The following is an 18,231-nucleotide window of genomic DNA, read 5'->3' as shown; positions in this document are numbered from 1 at the left end:
GTTAGCGCTCAATCCGGTAGCATGGCTCATATTTGCTGCCAGGCAGTTTCATCCGCCCCTGCTCAACAAAGGCCTGTAACAGATTATCCATCATTTGCATTAACCGCGGTTCACCTCTTAGGGTAAAGGGGCCATGTTGGCGGATTGCGCGAATGCCCTCATCTTTAACGTTACCAGCCACTATACCCGAGAAAGCGCGGCGTAAATTGGCTGCCAGCTTGGCTTTATCCTGATCCAGATGCAAGTCCAGTGCGGCCATATTCTGATGATTCGGGATAAAGGGTAGCTGAAATTCCGGCTGGATTTGCAGGGTCCAGTTAAAGTGGTAAGCATCCCCGACCGTCTTGCGATAGGTTCGCACCTCCTGACAGCCGGTTTTTAGCCGCTTCGCGACGGCTGCCGGGTCGTCGATAATGATTTCGAACAGATCTAAAGCGGCCTTACCCAGGGTTTGCTCGACAAAGTGGGCGATTTCGGTAAAGTAGGCCGCACTGCTGGCCGGGCCGGTCAGGATCACCGGCAACTGCTGTGCCTGATTGCGCTCGTCCAGCATAATGCCCAGCAGGTATAAAAGTTCTTCAGCCGTGCCGACGCCACCCGGAAAAATAATGATGCCATGTGCCACCCGGACAAAGGCTTCCAGCCGTTTTTCAATATCCGGCAGGATCACCAACTCGTTAACAATGGGGTTCGGCGGTTCGGCAGCAATAATACTTGGCTCAGTAAGGCCCAGATAACGACCGTTACGGATCCGTTGTTTGCTATGGCCAATGGTGGCGCCTTTCATCGGGCCTTTCATGGCGCCGGGGCCGCAACCGGTGCAAATATTCAGACCACGTAAACCCAGTTGATAGCCCACCTCTTTGGTGTAATCGTACTCCACTTCTTTAATCGAGTGGCCACCCCAACACACGATCATATTCGGCTCGCTGGTGGCATCGATGGCCCTGGCGTTACGCAGAATATCAAATACCGAATGCGTTAAGTGAACAGCATTGGTCAGATCCAGTGGGTTAGTATCTGCTATATGGCGGGTGTGGTAGAACAGAATATCACGCAAAACTGCGAACAGATGCTCGTGAATGCCTTTGATAATCTGGCCATCAACAAAGGCGCTCGCCGGCGGATTGTTCAGCTCAATCTTAATGCCGCGCTCGCGGCTGAGTAAGTTAATGGTAAAATCACGGTATTGGTCGTAGATCTCGGCAGAGCTGTCGGTTTCGCTGCCGACGTTCAGTACTGCCAGCGCACAATTTCTAAATAGCTGAAAGGTTTCCTGCTCGGTATTTTGTTGCAGGCGTTCAACTTCTAACTGTGATAATAGGTCCATAGCCCCTAAGGGGTTCAGATGCACTTGCATAATGAGTCTCCTCCGAAAAAGCGGTCTCTAGCGGGTGGCAACCCGATCGCGGCCAGCTTTTTTCGCTTGATAGAGTGCCTCGTCTGCCCGCTCGAAAGCGAGTTGCAGCGTATCACCAGTTTTAAGTTCAGTTACGCCAAAGGAAATGGTGATTGGCACCCGTTTGTTTTTAAATTTAAACGGGATCTGTTTGATTTTTTCCCGCAGTGCGTTTAGCGGTTCCAGCAAGTCTTGTAGTTTGGAATCCGGTAGCAGGATCACAAACTCTTCGCCACCGTAGCGGGCGATAAAATCGGTCTGCCGGATCGATTGTTGTAAGGTCTTGGCAATAATCTTCAGCGTTTTATCGCCAGCACTGTGCCCATAGTTGTCGTTAATGTTTTTAAAGTGATCGACATCGGCCAGCACAATACATAGCGGTGAGCCAAAACGCTGCCAGCGTTTGAATTCCAATTGTAAACGTTCGTCATAAGCGGCCCGGTTTGGGATCTCGGTCAGGCTATCGCGCAAACTACGGAAGGTTTGCTCGGCCAGCCGTTCGCGGAAGCTACTGGCTTCCAGTTCCAGTTCCCGCACCTTGGTTTCCATGGTGGCCAGTGTTAGCTGAATTTGCTGCCGTTGCTGCTCTTCAAGCAATTGCTTTTCCTGCAGCGATAGCGTCAGTTCATTCATCCGCTGGATCACCAGTTTTTTCAGTTGCTCCAGGTTTTCTGCCTGCTGACTTTGTTTACCCAAATGATCAATTTGCGCATCAATTTTCTGGTTTAGATTGCGTAATTTCTCGGCCAGTTTATCGGAGCCGAGCAAGGTAGCCTCTACAGCTTGTTGCACCCCGGTTAAGGCATCGTTTAAGCGCAACAGGAAGCCTTCAGCCGACAGCCGTTCTTCATTAATGCCGCGTACGATAATACCTATGGTGCGCAAGCAAGCATCTAACAGGGCTTCAACGCTGAGATTACCCAGTAAACTGCCTTTGATTTGTTCAACTTCAATGGCACCTTTACCGGCAAACGACAGTTCACTGAGCAGGTTGGTTAGTTCTAACGTGATCTGGCGGCAAATATGTGAGTAACGATCTTCATCGGCATCAGGTTGTTCAAGCTGTTGTTTTGCTTTTAAAGCCAGTTGGTATAGTTGCGTCAGATTACTGAGATGGGGCAAGAAAGCCTGTAAAGTGGCCGCTGGCTGTTCAACCTTGGTTAGTAATTGGCGCAGATCGCGGCGCAACTGATCCGGTAGGCCGCGTTGTTTTTGCAACAGCCGGCCCGCTTCGGTCAGTTCTGACTGCACTTGACGGATTTCCTGCTGCTGGCGCTGTTCTAACAGTTTAATCTGCTGACTGGTTTCTTCGATAAAAGGCAGTAGTTTTTCCAGATCAACACTTCGGGCGAGCTCAGCACGTAATTTGGCTAAGCGGTTGTCAAGATCAAGGTCGATACCTTTGCACAGATAAGATAAACGTTGCACAAATTGCGCTAAAAGTTGAAATTGCCGCTCGTAAGTTTGCTCCAGTGCTTTGCGCGCACCGATGGCATCCTGTAATTGCAGCTTCAGATCCGGCTGTTGGTTATTCATCTGCACTCGAAGTATTCAGAAAGTCCCTGATATTTCCAGTATATCTTGCCTTGGTGCGAATGTAATAGTATTCGCTGATAAAAGCGGGGCCTTTTTTGCGCAGAATCTGAAAATATCAATTCGCGATGAAAAACAGCGCCAATGGCGCTGTTTTTAAGCTGAGCTTGCTACGATTCTGACTTATTTTGTCAGATAGTACGGCAGCCAGCTGCTTTCTTCGGTAGAGGTAAGATGTAACATATTTCGGCTTCCCTGTTAGTCAGCGCCTGTTGGGACAGGCGCTGCTATTAGAGCAAAAAAAGCGCAAAAATGAAAGTGGTTGTGAAAGTTTACCTTTTGGCTTTCAGTTTTTAGCGGGGATTTTGCGGTTTTATGGTTAATGAAAGCAAAAAAGCACCTGAAAAAGGTGCTTTTTGTTGTGTTGCAACAGCTTGGGTTACAATTTATTGCCGGCTTAAGCGGATATTCGGCGGGCTATAAGGCTCACTGCTGCGTAGCGGGTTGATATCCAGGCCACCACGGCGGGTATAGCGGGCATATACCGCCAGAAAATCTGGTTTCGCCAGCTGCCAGATATCGTTGTAAATGCGCTCGACACATTGTTCGTGAAATTCGTTATGGCTGCGAAAGCTAATCAGATACTTTAGCAGCGCTTCGTGTGACAAGGCGGTGCCGCGGTAATGAATAAAGACGCTGGCCCAGTCTGGCTGCGAGGTGATCAAACAGTTCGATTTTAGTAGATGCGAGTGCAGCTTTTCTTCCACCTGACCCCGGGCGGGATCCAGTGCCAGCAACGCCGGCTGATATTGATACTGATCGACGCTGATGTCCAGCTCGTCCAGACAGACGCCCGGGATCCAGGTGGGCTGGAACGTCATGATCTCACTGACATTATGCAAGCTAACCTTGACTGTTTTACCGGCACAGGCCGACAGATCGCGTTGCATCGTCTGATAAACCTGACCGACGTCGGCAAAGCGGCTTTGATTAAAGCTGTTCAGGTACAGCTTAAATGACTTGGATTCAATCAGATTCGGTGAGTCGAACGGCACCACAAAGGTAGCCAGCGCCACCTGCGGTTTACCCTTGCTATTAAGCCACGACAGTTCATAACCATGCCAGATATCCTGCCCGACAAAGGGCAGTTGCTGACTAAGACCGATAGCCTCGCGGCCAAGACTGCGGGGAACAGCCTGTAACAGCGCAGCATCGTACTGATCAACATACTCAGTGATTTTGCCAAGACTGAGCTCGGCCAGAACGTCGGTGTGGCTTTTGGTCATTTCAGATTCTTTTTCGCTAGGTTTTTCGCTATCAGGCGTTTTTCGCTACAATGGGCTGATTTTAGCATAACCAACCCCGGGAGTAGAGGTGTCTGTCGAACAAGCTTACGCAAAATTTATCGAACAAAGTCTGGCCTGGCACAGTGCTCAAGGCATTGGCATGCAAACCTGGCGCGATCCGGCTCAGGTGTCGCCCTGTGAAGTGTCGCAGCTAAATGACGAGCAGGTAAGCTGGCAACCGGTACGACAGCAACCAGCCGCAGATTTTAGTAATGTGGAGCGGGCACTGGAGCTGGAACTGCACCCTGATATTAAAGCCTTTTACAGTAGCTGGTTTGGCGCCAATCTGGCAGCGGAGCATGCCAAAGGTAAGCTGGCATTATTAATGCCCTGGCATGCCGCCGATATTGCCCGCTTACAGGAAAATATTATCGGTCATATTTTGATGAAGCGTCGTTTACGTCAGCAGGAGACGGTGTTTTTTGCGGTAACCGATGACGAAAATATTATGCTGTCGGTGCTCAATAGCAGTGGCGAAGTGTTTCAGGAAAGTGTCGGCCAGGAGGTTAAGGTAAAGCTAGCCGACAATTTGACTGCCTTTCTGGCCGAGCTAAAGCCGCTGGCTTATTCGCCGCTGTTTGACTGACATTCCTAGGCGATATTCGACAACAACTGACAGTTGTCACAGCGAAAATCGAAGACTCCGGCTTGCGGCGTGGCTAAACGCCAGTTACCACCACAGCCGGGGCAGCATTTATCGGCTTCAGCCTGGCAATCGGCACTACTACCGCTATAGAGCGCATACCAAATCGGCCGCTGGTTTTGTTTGGCCAGTTGTGCCGCCAACTTCCGGCCCTGGCGGTTAAGTTTGCTCTGGTATTGCTGCAGACTGTTTTCAGCGGTTTTGTGCAGCACCCGATCTTGCTGCAGCTGAATTTCATCCAGCGCTTGGAACTGCAGCTGCCAGCGGATCAGCGCTTCATAATCGGCCGCTGCAGCTTTAAGCCAAAATAAGGGCACAGGTTGCAGCGTATTAGCGCAGCGCAGTGGCGAGCAGGTATCGGCATAGGTGGTAAAGAGCACCAGCTCAGCCGGCAGCGCTGTGACGGTTTGCTGTGACATCAGGTCCTGGCCCAGCAGTTGGCATTGCGGGTAACCCAGACCAGCGGCAGCCAGTTGTTGTTCTGCGGCCTTAACCCGGGCACTGGCGTGCTGACCGCTTAACGCATCCGCGGTTGGCAACACCAGCCGGCTGCAAAATGCTTCACCGGTAAAGGCGGTAGGAAACTCACGCCCCAACATCTGACCATTAAAAATCAAGGCTTCCAGATAGCGGCGAATGGCTTGCTCGGCCAGGCTAAACTCGGTATCGGCAATCAGCGTAAAGCGCAGCTCAGCCAGATACATCAGGGCGTTCCAATAGCTGTAATAGCCGATCGAGTTTTTGTTCTATCCGTGTCAGGCGGGTGCATAGCGGCTCTTCTGCTACGACGGGTGTTGTCTCGCCGCCCTGTGCCTCGTCTGCCGGCGGCAAGCCAGGATTATTGCGCCACTGCTGATAGGCGCTGAATAAATCCGGCCCTGCCAACTGTCCTGCCAAGCGGCCGCGTAACAATGCCAGATTGACGGTTTTACCCTCTTGTTGCAGTTGTCTGGCGGTGACTTGCACCAGTTGCAGCGCTTTGCTCATTCGTTTCGTCATTTTCGCTAAAATTTCGTTTAATTTAGCACTTTAGCCTGATGCTGAATAGCGGCGTTTTATTAAGGCTCTGTATTATATCGCTATTTTATTTTGGCCTTAGTTTTGCTTAGTTTGGCATTGTCGGTGCTAATAGCGCCAAAACAACAATAATTCAGGAGTTTTTATGTTTTCTGCTGCCGCCGTGCAAAAATTACTTATCGTTACTGCTGCCACCCTGGCATTATCTGGCTGTGTGGTTGCCATTGGTGATAAAACCGAAACCTCATCGGAAAGTGGCTGGCGTAAAACCCAGCAATTTAATCTGCAAACCATCAATCAACTGGCCTTGGGCGTGAGCAGTGAAGAGGTGCGCAATATGCTGGGGGCGCCGGATTTCACCGAGCTGTTTCAAAAAGATGGCCAGCAGGTGCAAGTTTTGTTTTATCGCACTCATCACCGGCACAGCGATGGTAAAACCACCAAAGACGAATGCACGCCTTTGGTGTTTAAAGATAACCGTTTAACCGGTTGGGGTGATAAGGCTTATCAATATCTGTAAGTTGCTTGTCAATGCCGGGGGCGCACGGAGGATTGGGCTTAATGCAGTAGGGTATTAAGCTCATCGATAACATCTGACCAGTCAGAATCGGCACGCCAACCCTCACGTAAAAAACTGGCCTGAGCGCTGTTCCAGAATGGCGCATCGGCCAGCGCCGTCCCAGCACTGATCTTATGCTGGCGCACAAAATCCTGGATCTGCTCTGGACTATTCTCCAGGCCCAACTGGTCAAACAGAGTACTTAGATCATGCAGACTAGTATCCATTTCGCTTCTCCGTTTACTTTATTGACTACACAAAGTATAGCTGAATTTATGGTAAAGAAATCGTGCTTGGCAAGCTTATCCGTGACTGCTATTGTGAATAAAAAAACAACAATAACAGGTGAGCGATGTTAGCCCAGGTCAGTCATATCGAACCCAGTCAATTAAAGGCCGCGCTATTAGGCGGTGAAGATCTTAAACTTGCCGCCTCGGTGCTGTACCAGTCTTATCACGATGATCCGCTGTTTATGGAAATCTTTCGCGCCGCAGAGCGGGAATATGAGGCACGGCTGCGCTCGGCGATCCGGGAAGAGCTCAGCACCTTTTGGCAGGCCGGGCAGCCGATTATTGGTTTGTTTCAGGGCGAACAACTGCTGGGCGTCGCCTGTGTGGTTGGCCCTGACTCCGGTATTGGCAGCAGCCGGCTTTGGCATTGGCGTCTGAAGATGTTGCTGACTGCGGGCCTACTGTCTACCAGGCAGATGCTAAATAAAGAAGAGAAAATTCATGCCGCGATGCCGGCTAAACGCTATCATATGCTGGCCTTTATTGCCGTGGTGCCAAAGTATCAGCATGCGGGTCTGGGGCATTACTTACTGGAGGCGGTTGACAGTCTGGTAGATGAAGATCCATCGTCTGCCGGCATCGGGGTTTTCGTGACCTTGCAAAAATATCAGGCGTTTTTTGCCGATGATCATTATCAACACGTCACGACACTGAGCTTTAATACCGTGCAGGGCAGTCTGATGTTCCGGTCACGGCAACAACATTAAGCGGGAGGCGATGCAGAAATTGTCAGCGCAACCATTCCAACGTTTTCAGGATTTTTACCCATTTTATCTGCGGGAGCATGCTAATCCGATCTGCCGGGCCTTGCACTATATTGGCAGTAGCCTGGTGTTACTGGTGCTGGCGTGGGTGATATTAAGCCAGCAGTGGCTCTGGCTTTGGAGCCTGCCGCTAATCGGCTATGGCTTTGCCTGGCTGGGTCATTTTGGCTTTGAACATAACAGGCCGGCTACCTTTAAGTATCCGTTTTATAGTCTGGCCGCCGATTGGGTGATGTATAAAGACTTTCTTACCGGGCAACTGGAGCGCAAACTCAAGGCCGCGCTGGCGCAGGCATAGGGTGTGGCACCGGATCAGGATGGGATCCGGTGGGGCGGCAGGTTAAAGGCTGCCAGATGCAAGCCACTTAAAACCAATTCAGCCTGATACCGGCTTTCGCCGTCAGCGCTAAAATCGACCTGATAGCAGGTGACAAAGCGCTGGCGTTGGCCGATTTTGCGAAAGCGATAGCAACTGCGACCACATTCCAGATACTGTAATTGATGCTGACGGCATAATTGGCGCGCTAACAGGATGGCGCGTTCGTCCTGTTTACGTTGCAACCAAAAGCCGTAACCGATAGTGATAACAATAAGTAAAAGTATAATACTGGTCATGAATACCTCTGTCCGGGGTAAAGCATAATGCTGGCGGTGCTGGCTTTTTACAAGGCTTTGGCTGCGACCCGGGCCGTTATTTGCTAAACTGCCAGCCCTGATTAGCCGCAGTCTGACCGCAAAAGGATGCTATGTCCCGGCAACAACTCCCGCTATTGTTACAGCAACTGGAAACTGAACTCAGAGCCGCAGCGCTATGGTCGGCCCAGCCGCCGGCGCCTTCAGCGCTGGCCAGTACCGCCCCTTTTTGCTGCGATACACTGCCTTTAGAGCAGTGGTTACAGTTTATCCTGATCCCAAGGCTGAGTGCTTTGTTAGACGGCAAGCTGCCACTACCCACTAAGGTCGCGATCCTGCCGCTGGCAGAACTTGTTTATGCAGAGCGTGCTCAGCAGCTAGGCGCTTTACTCAGCGTAATCCGGGAGATTGATCAGTGTCTGAATCAAGCCTGAGTCCGGTGCCAGCCGCTGCTGAACCGCTACTGACCATTCTGTATCAGGATCAGTACCTGGTGGCGGTGGATAAGCCCAGTGGCATGCTGGTACACCGCTCTTTTTTAGATAAACATGAGACCCGTTTTGTGCTGCAAAGCCTGCGCGATCAATTGGGGTGTCATGTGTATCCGGTGCACCGGCTGGATCGTCCCACCTCGGGTGTACTGGTATTTGCATTATCACCGGAGATTGCGCGGCTACTCAGTCAACAAATTGAAGCCAGGCAATGGCGCAAAGGGTATCTGGCAATAGTTCGGGGTGTGGTGAAAACGGCCGGTACCCTGGATTATCCGTTAAAAGAGCAGCTGGATGCGATTGCTGATAAACAGGCTCGTAGCGATAAAGCGGCGCAAAGTGCCGTAACCCGTTATTTACCGCTGCAGCAGGTCGAGTTGCCGTTTGCGGTGAGTCGTTATCCTACCAGCCGCTATAGTTTAGTGGCGCTGCAGCCGTTAACCGGCCGTAAGCATCAGCTGCGCCGTCATCTGGCGCATTTGCGCCATCCGATTGTCGGCGATACCAGCCATGGCGATGGCAAACACAACGCGTTCTTCCGCCAGCAATTTGATAGTGACCGCTTACTGCTTTGCGCTGTTATGTTGCAGCTGCCGCATCCGGTCAGCGGCGTAACGCTGCAGTTACAGGCTAGTCTGGCGGAGCTGGCTGCCTTGTGCCGGCGATTTGGCTGGCCGGATAACATCGCGTATTATCAACAGGTTTTTCAGCAATTTTTGGAGTAGGGTAGCATGCAAAAAATCGCCATTATGGTCGGTAGTGTGTACGGTGGCGCCGAGTATGTGGCCGAGCAGGCCGTGGAGTTATTGTCAAAAAAAGGCTATCAGGCCAGGTGGTTTCAGCCTCCAGAGCTGGATGCCGTGCAAGCCTTTGCTGCCGATTGCTGGTTAGTGATTACTTCGACCACCGGGCAGGGCGATATTCCGGATAATCTGTTTCCATTTTATGCCGACTGCCGCGATCGTTTTCCATTATTAACCGGCAAGCAGTTTGCGGTGATTGGTCTGGGTGACAGCAGCTATGGTGATACCTTCTGTGCCGCTGGCCGCCAGTGGTTTGAGTTGTTGACCGAACTGCAAGGCAGCCCGAAAGCCGAGATGCTGGAAATCGACGCCGGCGAAACTCTACAGGCTGAAGATGTCGCCTTACCTTGGTTAGCTGAGCAGTTCTAGCAATACTTATCCAGCTTACGATAGCTGCGCGCGCCTGGTGCCTGTAAGGCCGGGTCGTGTAGCTCGCTTAAGCGCTCACACCAGAGCGCGGTGGCGCCACAGACCGCAGCCGGCATCACCAGCAAATTCAGCACGGGCACCATACTACAGAGCGCAACCGCGCTGCCAAAAGACAGGCTCAGTAGGGGTTGCTGACGCATATTTTTACGCAGTTCAATAAAGGCCACCTGATGGTTATCGTAGGGATAATCCAGATACTGCAGGCTATAAAACCAGGCACTGCAGAAAAACCACACTAGGGTACCAACCACCGGAATAAACCAGCACAGGATAAACAGGACCACCAACCGAGGCAGCACATAACAGAGCTTTTGCCATTCCCGGCCCAGTGTGCGGCCCGCCTGCTGCAGAAATTGTTGCCAGTTGTTGTGCAGTGGTTTGCCGGTAAGCAGGGCTTCGGTTTTTTCACTCAGCAGGCCATTAAAGGGCGCGGCGATAAAATTGGCCAGCATGGTAAAGCTATAGGCAAAACTCAGTAGCAGTGACATGATACCCAGCGGGATCAGCAAATACTCCAGCCAGTGTAGCCAGGCCGGCAGCGCACTTTGCACCGCCGTAATCAGTTGCCGCAACAATTGCCACAGCCAATAAAAGGCGATGCTAAACAGCACGATATTAATTAACAGTGGGATCAGCACAAAACGCTTTAAGCCTTTCTGCTTTAATAACAGTAAGCCTTTTAAAAAATAGCCCATGTTGGATCCCGGTCAGTTACTTTGCTGCCAGTATAGCGCGACTGTCCCGCCAGTCACTTAAGCAAAAGGTAACAAGGTGTTGCTGCTTTAAGCTAAAGCAGTTACGGTAGTTCAATACGCTCTGGCAATAATAAGGATAGAGGATGTCCCGAAAAATAGTGTTTATTACAATTACCTTACTCCTGGGAGCCGGCCTGTGGTGGTACGGTGATACTGAACCTGACTTGCTGGCACAGCCGGAACCGCCAGCCGGGGCCGCGCCTGCTAAAGTTGTTGCAGCAGCCACGCCGCCGGGTGCCAACAGTGCCAATAGTGGTTTATTTACGGCGGCGACGCTGAGTCAGACGATGCTGGCACAACCTGAGCCAGAAGATAGTCTGACAAAAGACATTGCCGCACAGAACAAAACTGATACCGCACCCGTTTCAGCAGCGGATCAAGTTAGCTATTTTATCAGCCAGGCCCAGCAAAGCGGGGCTATCCCTTATCAGTTGGCAGAGCAGCTGGTGCAGCAGCCGGATTGGCAGCAATATGTTGGCGCGCTGGTACCGGACCATCAACTGGATTATACGTTAAAAGATGAGATCGAACAGGCGCTGTATCAGCAACTGGCTGCCAGCCAACAAGCTGGCGAGCTGCGGCATTTTAACTGTGGTGGCGGTTTCTGTTTTTTGGAATTGGGCGGAGAGAGCGAGCAACAGCTGGAGGATATCTTTCGGGCTGCGATTAAAACGCAGCGCGTGCGGGCGATCTTTAGCAGTTATCAGGCAGGAGAGTCTGACGGCCGCCTACGTATGGTATTTAGCTATACCGATGCGATCCCCGGTATTTCTGTGCCTAAAGCAACAAAATAAACAACAAGGCCGGCATTACTGCCGGCCCAGATAACAGTATTTAGGTTTAACTGTGCTGAGGTTTTAGTAGTTGCCTTAGCGCGGGGCAAAGGTCACTAACAACCACAGCACCGTCATCCCAATAGTAAAGATCACATACTCCAGCCGCTGCTCAAAGCGCTTTTCAGGATCCTCGCTGTTCGACGGAAAAACGATTAACACAGCGCAAATCAGCGCTGCCAGTAATAACAGCAGCTGCAGCGTAAACCACAGCGCCGGGCAAAGTACTGCTAACCAATTTGCCATCTTAATTACTCTTCAATACTGCGCAGCAGGGCATTAATGCCGACTTTGGCGCGGGTTTGGGCATCGACTTTTTTCACAATAATGGCGGCATACAGGCTGTGGCTGCCATCTTTAGCTGGAATAGTACCTGGTACCACTACGGCGCCGGCAGGTACCCGGCCATAGCTGATTTCGCCGGTTTCGCGATCGTAAATCCGCGTGCTCTGGCTAATATAGACACCCATTGACAGCACAGCGCCTTCTTCCACAATCACGCCTTCAACCACTTCAGATCGGGCACCGATAAAGCAGTTATCTTCGATAATGGTTGGATTCGCCTGCAGTGGCTCTAATACGCCACCGATACCGACACCACCAGAGAGGTGCACATTTTTACCAATTTGTGCACAGCTACCGACGGTGGCCCAGGTATCCACCATGGAACCTTCGCCGACATAGGCGCCAATATTGACGTATGACGGCATCACCACCACATTTTTACCGATATAGCTGCCGCGACGCACTGCGGCTGGCGGCACAATTCTTACACCATCAGCGCGGAACTGCGCATCGGTGTAGCCGGCATATTTCATTGGTACTTTGTCGAAGAAGCGGTTTTCGGCACCGTCCATTACTTCGTTATCGTTGATCCGGAATGACAGTAACACTGCCTTTTTCAGCCATTGATGGACCACCCACTCGCCGGCAATTTTCTCGGCGACACGGGCGCTGCCGTTGTCCAGCATGCTTAGCACCTGCTCCACCGCCTGTTTGACTTCGGCGCTGACTGTTTTCGGCGTAATGTCGGCACGCTGTTCAAATGCGGTTTCAATAATGCTTTTTAAATCAGACATTCGTTACTTAACCTTCTGTTTGCTGTGAGAGTTGTGCAATCAGGCTGCGTTTTAACTCGCTTTGCTGCTCGGCGGTTAATGCATCATCTGCTGCGTTGGATATTAAGAAAAAGTCTTCGGCACGCTCGCCAATAGTAGTAATTTTTGCGGCATGGATATTGACCCCGCACTGTTGAAATACCTGGCCAAGATCGCAAAGCAGGCCTGGTGTATCCAGCGCGGCGATTTCCAGCATGGTGCGGTGTTTGGTATTACCGGGTAAAAACACCACCTTGGGTGGCACATTAAACTGGCGCATCTGGCGTGACAGCCGCGGCTTTTGCCGTGAAAAATCCGGTTTGCCGGCAATAAACTGCTCCAGCGCCTTCTTGATACTTTGCTGGCGGCTGGGCGAGGTCACCGCTTCACCGTTTTGCTCCAGTACCACAAAGGTATCCATGGCAAAGCCATCTTTATTGGTCATAATCTGGGCGTCGTAAATATTTACCTTTTTACTGTCTAAAGCCGCCACCATCCGCGCAAACAGGCCAGCCTGGTCGCGGGTATAAACAAACACCTGGGTGCCGCCTTTAATCGGCGCTTTACTGACCAGCACCAGGGGTTCATTGGGATCTTTGTGCCGCAGAATATGTTCGGTGTGCCAGACAATTTGCTTTGGGCTGTAACGGGCAAAATAATCGGCTTTGATCCGGCTCCACAACTGTAGGATCTCACTTTCGATAAAGCTTTGTTTGATCAGCAGTGGCAGGGCTTCGGCCTGATTTTCACGGATCAGATCGCGCAGATCCATCGGTTTTTCCAAACCGCGGCGGAAGGCTTTCTGGGTCGCTAAAAACAGTTCGCGTAACAGTGAGCCTTTCCAGTCGTTCCACAAATTATCATTGGTGGCGCGGATGTCAGCTAGGGTCAGGCAATACAAATAATTGAGCCGGGTTTCATCGCGCACCTTTTCGGCAAATTCGGCCACCACCTGCGGGTCATGAATATCGCGGCGCTGTGCCGTCACCGACATTAACAGATGGTTTTCGACTAACCAGGCAATCAGCTTGCTGTCAAAGTCACTGAGTTTATGCAGCTTGGCAAACTCGCGCACATCCATGGCGCCCAGTTCGGAGTGATCGCCGCCGCGGCCTTTAGCAATATCGTGGAAGATGCCGGCGAGGTACAGCAGCTCCGGTTTCTCCATTTTTTTGACAATATCGGAGCAGAGCGGAAATTCGCTGTCATGCTCTGGCAAGCTGTACTTATACAGGTTTTTTAACAGCCGGTGCGTATGTTCATCCACGGTGTAGGCATGAAACAAGTCAAACTGCATCTGGCCTTCGATATTACGCCACTGTGGCAGATAAGCGGCCAGAATGCCGTAGCGGTGCATCAGGGTAATGGCTTTGTCCATGCCGCGCGGGTGGCGCAGTAGTGCCAGAAACAACTGGCGACAGGCTTCATAATCCTGCAGGTCACCCATCAAACGCCGCCGCACCTGGCGGATAAGCCGGATGGTCGTCGAGTGTACGCCGGTAATATTGGAGTTATTGGCAATATGCCAGAATAGCCGCAGTAAATTATCGCGTTTGGCAAAGACCGCATTATCACTGGCTTTAATCAGATGGCCATGTAATTCAAAGTAATCGTCCAGTTGACTGACTTTAACTTTTTGCTGCGAATTCAGAATGCTGCCTTCAAAGTGTTGTAACAGCATTTCGTTCAGTTCGCTAACCCGCTGTACGGTGCGGAAAAACCGCTTCATCATCCGTTCGACTGAGGCCTTACCATCGGCACCAAAACCCAGCCGTTCGGCGGCAGCTGGCTGATAATCGAACAGGATCCTGTTTTCGTTACGGCCAGCTTCCAGATGCAGTGCAAAACGCATTTGCCACAGATAAGCTTCACACTCCATCAATTCCTGATATTCATCTTCCGTCAGGTACTGATAGGCCACCAGCTCGCGCATGGTACGGGTATTAAAGTGTTTCTTGGCAACCCAACCGATGGTCTGGATATCACGCAGTCCGCCCGGGTTGGCTTTCAGATTCGGTTCCAGGTTATAGGCGGTGCCATGATACTGGGCATGGCGCTGTTGCTGTTCATGTCGTTTCGCCTGAAAAAACGCCTGACTGGTCCAGAAACTCTCACTCATCGCGGCTTCGTGCAACTCGTTAAACAGTTGCTTATTGCCAGTGAGCAGTCGCATTTCCAGCAAATTGGTGGCAATGGTAATGTCTTCTTTGCCCAGACTCAGGGTTTCTTTTAGGGTGCGGACACTGTGGCCGACTTCCAGCCGCAGATCCCACAGCAGTGTAATAAAGCGGCCGATGGCTTCGTGCTGCGCGCTGCCGGGCCTTTTTTCGACCAGCAGTAATAAATCGATATCGGAATAGGGATGCAGCTCGCCACGGCCATAACCGCCAACGGCCAGCAGGCTGATACTTTTATCTTTTGCCAGATCGCAATATTGCCACAGCTGCAGCAGTACTTCGTCGACAAAGCGGGCGCGGGCTTTGACCAGCGCATTAATTGGCTGGCTGTGAAAGGCGCGGGCCTGAAATTCCTGAAACTCAGCGAAGTGCTTTTTATAGGCATCCAGGGAGTACCGCTCGGGCAGGGGGCGGTTAAAACTTAAGACCTGACTCAAGAGGAACTCCTTCTGCTGTGTTTTGTTAGATTACTCTGCGGTAACAATCCGGTCGATGGTGTCATCGCTGCGTAGCGTTAAAATTTCGCAACCGGTATCGGTTACCAGAATGGTATGTTCAAACTGGGCGGATAAACTGCGGTCCTTGGTGACGACTGTCCAGCCATCTTTTAACAGCTTGCTGTGACGGGCACCGGCATTAATCATCGGCTCAATGGTTAAACACATGCCACTCTTTAACACCTCACCGGTTCCCGGCTTGCCATAGTGCAGCACCTGTGGTTCTTCATGGAACACGGCACCGATACCATGGCCGCAATATTCACGTACTATCGAGTAGCTATGTTTTTCGGCATGTTGTTGGATCACATGGCCAATATCACCCAAGCGGGCGCCGTCTTTGACTTTCTTAATCCCAAGGTACATCGCCTCCTGGGTGATACGGATCAAGCGCTCAGCCAGGATGCTCGGTTTGCCTACCACAAACATCTTAGAGGTATCACCGTGATAGCCATCTTTAATCACGGTGATATCGATATTGATAATATCGCCGTCTTTTAGCACCTTGTCGCCAGGGATACCGTGACAGATCACATGGTTTACCGAGGTACAGATCGATTTTGGAAAACCGTGGTAGTTTAATGGTGCCGGTACAGCCTGCTGCACATTAACAATATAGTCATGGCAGATAGTATTCAGCTCGTCGGTAGTGACACCGGCTTTAACATGGGGTTCGATCATTTCCAGCACTTCGGCGGCCAAACGACCTGCAATGCGCATTTTTTCTATTTCGGCCGGAGTTTTAATCGGTGCTGTCATGCTTGTTCTCTCTAACTTATCGCGCGGATATCGCCGTGCATCTTGAAATCCATTGGCGCTAAACTGCTGTTTATTTGCCCATCAGATTGTATTTAATACGGCATTATGGTATAAAGCGCGCCGCAATTTCGCAAATGGCATTGTACCCTAACTTAGCGCCGGAGTGCTGTAGCTTTACAGAATTTCTGGTTATAAGTGAGTCGTTTTTGACGTTAGCAAACTGCAAAACACTTAATTAAACAACACACATGCATCGACACGTATTCCGGGGTGCCTGGTGAAAACCGGGTCGGCATATGGGATGCATGGAGGCCTAACCCCTAAACAGGAAAATTATCATGGCAAAAGTTTCAATGCGCGACATGCTCCAGGCGGGCGTACACTTCGGTCACCAAACCCGTTACTGGAACCCAAAAATGAAGCCATTCATTTTCGGCGCCCGTAACCGTGTACATATCATCAACCTGGAACAAACTGTTCCAATGATGAATGACGCCCTGGCTTTCATTCAGCAAGTATCAGCGAAAAAGGGCAAGATCCTGTTCGTAGGTACCAAGCGCGCTGCCTCAGAAGCGATCAAAGAAGCCGCAGTTAAAGTTGACCAGTTCTACGTAAACCACCGCTGGTTAGGTGGTATGCTGACTAACTGGAAAACTGTTCGTCAGTCAATCAAGCGTTTAAAAGACCTGGAAGCACAAAGCCAGGACGGTACTTTCGACAAGCTGACCAAGAAAGAAGCTTTAGACCGTACCCGTGAGATGGACAAGCTGGAAAAGAGCTTAGGCGGTATCAAAGAGATGGGCGGCTTACCGGACGTACTGTTCGTTATCGACGCTGACCACGAGCATATCGCGATCAAAGAAGCCAACAACCTGGGTATTCCGGTAGTAGCTATTGTAGATACTAACTCAGATCCTAAAGGTGTTGACTACGTAATCCCTGGTAACGACGACGCTATCCGCGCTATCCAGTTATATCTGGGCGCTGTTGGCCAGGCGATCCAGGAAGGTCGTGACAAAACCATCGAAGTCCAGGCTGAAGCCGAAGCCTTCGTTGAAGCAGAATAATTATTCTGTCATCAGCCGGGTGTAAGCTCGGCTGAGATTCAGGATCACTTTGCAACAGGGGCGTCTCGCCCCTGTTTGTCTGAACTAAATTACGAGGAAGCTCCCATGGCTGTAACTGCCGCATTAGTAAAAGAATTACGCGAGCGCACTGGCGCTGGCATGATGGATTGTAAAAAAGCGCTGGAAGAAACCGCAGGTGATATCGAAGCGGCAATCGACGCTATGCGTAAAAGCGGCTTAGCCAAGGCTGCCAAGAAAGCCGGCCGTATCGCTGCTGAAGGCGTGGTATTAACCCGCGTTGCTAACGGTGTTGGTCTGGCGATTGAATTTAACTGCGAAACTGACTTCGTAGCCCGTGACACCAGCTTCCTGGCCTTTGCCAATAGCGTTGCTGATCTGGCCCAGGCTCAGAACATCGACAACGTTGAAGCCCTGTTAGCCGCTGATCTGAACGGTACTTCTGTGGAAGATACCCGTGCTACTCTGGTAGCCAAAATCGGTGAAAACATCAACGTACGTCGCATTGCCAAAGTTGAAGGCGCGGTGATTGGCCAGTATATCCACTCTGGCCGCATTGGTGTATTAGCTGTGCTGGAAGGTGGTAACGAAGATATCGCTAAAGACGTAGCAATGCACGTTGCAGCGAATAACCCAGGTTATGTTAACCCGGAAGACGTATCTGCCGAAGTGGTAGAGCGTGAGCGTCAAATCCAGGTTGAAATCGCAGTTAACTCAGGCAAGCCACAAGAAATCGCTGAGAAAATGGTTGCCGGCCGGATGACCAAGTTCACTGGCGAAGTGAGCTTAACTGGCCAGCCATTCGTGAAAGATCCGTCAATCACCACTGGCGAATTCCTGAAGCAAAATGGCGCGAAAGCCATTTCTTTCATTCGTCTGGAAGTAGGCGAAGGTATTGAGAAGAAAGAAGAAGACTTCGCAGCTGAAGTTGCGGCTCAGATCGCTGCTGCTAAGAAGTAATTTGCGCTTTAGCAAATGGCGTAAAAACGCTAAAATAACCGCGACCTAAGTCGCGGTTTTTTTTTGCCCGGCTCGCATACACCCAAAAGCCTTGCAGATCCGGGTAGCCAACACCCCCGCCTTTGCAAGGAAAAAGGGTATAACTGCATAACAACACCAAC

Annotated in this window: 22 protein-coding genes; 10 read left to right on the top strand and 12 right to left on the bottom strand. The window is 51.0% G+C overall.

Annotated elements, in window-relative coordinates:
- Position 1: 1 nt before the first annotated feature.
- The 3 genes from ppnN to queF form a co-directional block, all read right to left on the bottom strand.
- Positions 2–1,360, bottom strand: a complete 1,359-nt coding sequence (ppnN, locus tag H1D31_RS12560; protein ID WP_261259206.1) for a nucleotide 5'-monophosphate nucleosidase PpnN — start codon at positions 1,358–1,360, stop codon at positions 2–4.
- Positions 1,361–1,387: 27 nt separating this feature from the next.
- On the bottom strand, positions 1,388–2,935 hold the full coding sequence (locus H1D31_RS12555; protein WP_261259205.1) for a GGDEF domain-containing protein: 1,548 nt from the start codon (positions 2,933–2,935) through the stop codon (positions 1,388–1,390).
- A 443-nt stretch (positions 2,936–3,378) separates the two neighbouring features.
- The gene (gene queF, locus H1D31_RS12550) at positions 3,379–4,218 is read right to left on the bottom strand and encodes an NADPH-dependent 7-cyano-7-deazaguanine reductase QueF (RefSeq protein ID WP_261259204.1); all 840 of its coding nucleotides are present in this window, start codon (positions 4,216–4,218) and stop codon (positions 3,379–3,381) included.
- Between the two features lie 88 nt (positions 4,219–4,306).
- Between queF and syd the strand changes: the two genes are divergently transcribed.
- Positions 4,307–4,864 (top strand): SecY-interacting protein, encoded by a 558-nt coding sequence (gene syd, locus H1D31_RS12545; protein ID WP_261259203.1) that lies wholly within the window; start codon positions 4,307–4,309, stop codon positions 4,862–4,864.
- A gap of 5 nt (positions 4,865–4,869) precedes the next feature.
- On the opposite strand, the gene H1D31_RS12540 is transcribed toward syd, so the two are convergent.
- Together H1D31_RS12540 and H1D31_RS12535 are read right to left on the bottom strand one after the other, a co-directional pair.
- Complete coding sequence (locus H1D31_RS12540) at positions 4,870–5,625, bottom strand: Zn-ribbon-containing protein (RefSeq protein WP_261259202.1); 756 nt, start codon at positions 5,623–5,625, stop codon at positions 4,870–4,872.
- Positions 5,612–5,908, bottom strand: a complete 297-nt coding sequence (locus H1D31_RS12535) for a hypothetical protein (RefSeq protein WP_261259201.1) — start codon at positions 5,906–5,908, stop codon at positions 5,612–5,614. The genes H1D31_RS12540 and H1D31_RS12535 overlap by 14 nt, the downstream gene beginning before the upstream one ends.
- A 175-nt stretch (positions 5,909–6,083) precedes the next feature.
- On the opposite strand from H1D31_RS12535, the gene H1D31_RS12530 reads away from it, so the two are divergent.
- Entirely contained in the window at positions 6,084–6,458 is a 375-nt protein-coding gene (locus H1D31_RS12530) for a DUF3192 domain-containing protein (RefSeq protein ID WP_008951383.1), read from the top strand.
- A gap of 38 nt (positions 6,459–6,496) precedes the next feature.
- On the opposite strand, the gene H1D31_RS12525 is transcribed toward H1D31_RS12530, so the two are convergent.
- Positions 6,497–6,724: a DUF2789 domain-containing protein gene (locus H1D31_RS12525; protein WP_261259200.1), complete on the bottom strand. Its 228-nt coding sequence runs from the start codon at positions 6,722–6,724 to the stop codon at positions 6,497–6,499.
- Positions 6,725–6,849: 125 nt separating this feature from the next.
- Between H1D31_RS12525 and H1D31_RS12520 the strand changes: the two genes are divergently transcribed.
- Both H1D31_RS12520 and H1D31_RS12515 read left to right on the top strand, forming a co-directional pair.
- Positions 6,850–7,494 carry a GNAT family N-acetyltransferase gene (locus tag H1D31_RS12520; RefSeq protein ID WP_008607379.1) on the top strand — a complete coding sequence of 215 codons (645 nt, stop codon included), beginning with the start codon at positions 6,850–6,852 and terminating at the stop codon, positions 7,492–7,494.
- 10 nt (positions 7,495–7,504) lie between these two features.
- On the top strand, positions 7,505–7,849 hold the full coding sequence (locus H1D31_RS12515; RefSeq protein WP_261259199.1) for a DUF962 domain-containing protein: 345 nt from the start codon (positions 7,505–7,507) through the stop codon (positions 7,847–7,849).
- Positions 7,850–7,863: 14 nt separating this feature from the next.
- Here H1D31_RS12515 and H1D31_RS12510 read toward each other — a convergent pair whose 3' ends face one another.
- Complete coding sequence (locus H1D31_RS12510) at positions 7,864–8,166, bottom strand: DUF3301 domain-containing protein (RefSeq protein ID WP_008607383.1); 303 nt, start codon at positions 8,164–8,166, stop codon at positions 7,864–7,866.
- A gap of 131 nt (positions 8,167–8,297) precedes the next feature.
- Between H1D31_RS12510 and H1D31_RS12505 the strand changes: the two genes are divergently transcribed.
- Genes H1D31_RS12505 through H1D31_RS12495 form a run of 3 tightly spaced genes read left to right on the top strand, consistent with a single transcriptional unit; the run spans position 8,298 to position 9,847 of the window.
- Positions 8,298–8,618 (top strand): YqcC family protein, encoded by a 321-nt coding sequence (locus H1D31_RS12505; RefSeq protein WP_261259198.1) that lies wholly within the window; start codon positions 8,298–8,300, stop codon positions 8,616–8,618.
- Positions 8,600–9,400 (top strand): tRNA pseudouridine(65) synthase TruC, encoded by an 801-nt coding sequence (gene truC, locus H1D31_RS12500; RefSeq protein WP_261259197.1) that lies wholly within the window; start codon positions 8,600–8,602, stop codon positions 9,398–9,400. Before H1D31_RS12505 ends, truC begins: the two co-directional genes overlap by 19 nt.
- Positions 9,401–9,406: 6 nt before the next feature.
- The gene (locus tag H1D31_RS12495; protein WP_261259196.1) at positions 9,407–9,847 is read left to right on the top strand and encodes a flavodoxin; all 441 of its coding nucleotides are present in this window, start codon (positions 9,407–9,409) and stop codon (positions 9,845–9,847) included.
- On the opposite strand, the gene cysZ is transcribed toward H1D31_RS12495, so the two are convergent.
- Positions 9,844–10,602: a sulfate transporter CysZ gene (gene cysZ / locus H1D31_RS12490; protein ID WP_261259195.1), complete on the bottom strand. Its 759-nt coding sequence runs from the start codon at positions 10,600–10,602 to the stop codon at positions 9,844–9,846. The genes H1D31_RS12495 and cysZ overlap by 4 nt on opposite strands.
- A gap of 143 nt (positions 10,603–10,745) precedes the next feature.
- On the opposite strand from cysZ, the gene H1D31_RS12485 reads away from it, so the two are divergent.
- Complete coding sequence (locus tag H1D31_RS12485; protein WP_261259194.1) at positions 10,746–11,456, top strand: hypothetical protein; 711 nt, start codon at positions 10,746–10,748, stop codon at positions 11,454–11,456.
- 75 nt (positions 11,457–11,531) lie between these two features.
- Here H1D31_RS12485 and H1D31_RS12480 read toward each other — a convergent pair whose 3' ends face one another.
- The 4 genes from H1D31_RS12480 to map are packed head-to-tail and all read right to left on the bottom strand — an operon-like array spanning position 11,532 to position 16,025.
- A complete protein-coding gene (locus H1D31_RS12480; protein ID WP_261259193.1) occupies positions 11,532–11,741 on the bottom strand; it encodes a hypothetical protein in 210 nt (69 codons plus the stop codon).
- Positions 11,742–11,746: 5 nt separating this feature from the next.
- Positions 11,747–12,574, bottom strand: a complete 828-nt coding sequence (dapD, locus tag H1D31_RS12475) for a 2,3,4,5-tetrahydropyridine-2,6-dicarboxylate N-succinyltransferase (RefSeq protein WP_261259192.1) — start codon at positions 12,572–12,574, stop codon at positions 11,747–11,749.
- 7 nt (positions 12,575–12,581) lie between these two features.
- Positions 12,582–15,206, bottom strand: coding sequence for a [protein-PII] uridylyltransferase (gene glnD, locus H1D31_RS12470; RefSeq protein WP_261259191.1), 2,625 nt, complete (start codon positions 15,204–15,206; stop codon positions 12,582–12,584).
- A 30-nt stretch (positions 15,207–15,236) separates the two neighbouring features.
- Complete coding sequence (map, locus tag H1D31_RS12465; protein WP_008951391.1) at positions 15,237–16,025, bottom strand: type I methionyl aminopeptidase; 789 nt, start codon at positions 16,023–16,025, stop codon at positions 15,237–15,239.
- A gap of 338 nt (positions 16,026–16,363) precedes the next feature.
- Between map and rpsB the strand changes: the two genes are divergently transcribed.
- Together rpsB and tsf are read left to right on the top strand one after the other, a co-directional pair.
- On the top strand, positions 16,364–17,092 hold the full coding sequence (gene rpsB, locus H1D31_RS12460; RefSeq protein ID WP_008607395.1) for a 30S ribosomal protein S2: 729 nt from the start codon (positions 16,364–16,366) through the stop codon (positions 17,090–17,092).
- Between the two features lie 105 nt (positions 17,093–17,197).
- Complete coding sequence (gene tsf, locus H1D31_RS12455) at positions 17,198–18,070, top strand: translation elongation factor Ts (protein ID WP_008607397.1); 873 nt, start codon at positions 17,198–17,200, stop codon at positions 18,068–18,070.
- Positions 18,071–18,231: the final 161 nt, after the last annotated feature.

The organism is Alishewanella sp. BS5-314, from assembly GCF_025377695.1.
Lineage (GTDB): Bacteria > Pseudomonadota > Gammaproteobacteria > Enterobacterales > Alteromonadaceae > Alishewanella > Alishewanella aestuarii.
Note: the sequence above shows the minus strand (reverse complement) of the source record. Positions and strands in the feature narration are given on the sequence as shown.